Origin of the sequence: Acinetobacter rongchengensis, assembly GCF_003611475.1 — a bacterium.
In the GTDB taxonomy this organism is placed as follows: Bacteria; Pseudomonadota; Gammaproteobacteria; order Pseudomonadales; family Moraxellaceae; genus Acinetobacter; species Acinetobacter rongchengensis.
Window position 1 is genome coordinate 1 of the sequence record NZ_RAXT01000231.1, and the last position, 293, is coordinate 293.

General features: G+C 50.2%; 1 protein-coding gene. It reads left to right on the top strand.

The window, feature by feature from the left end:
* On the top strand, nucleotides 1–293 hold a 293-nt coding region (locus D7V20_RS19680; protein ID WP_171407880.1), incomplete at both ends, for a type VI secretion system Vgr family protein.

Genomic DNA, 293 nt, shown 5'->3' on the forward strand with positions numbered 1-293 from the left:
AATTGGAGAAATCGTGGTGATCGACTTCTTTGAAGGCGATATCGATCGGCCCTTTGTCAGCGGACGCATCCACGAAGGACAACGCCACCCGACCCAATTTGACAGCCTTGGCAAACTGCCTGATACCAAAAAACTGGCAGGGATCAAAAGCAAAGAATACCAAGGCACAGGCTACAACCAACTGTGCTTTGACGATACAAAAGGACAAATCAGCACCCAACTGCACAGCAGTCATGGGGCCAGCCAGCTTAACCTCGGCAAGTTAAGCCATCCCAAAGCTCAAGCAGAAAGTG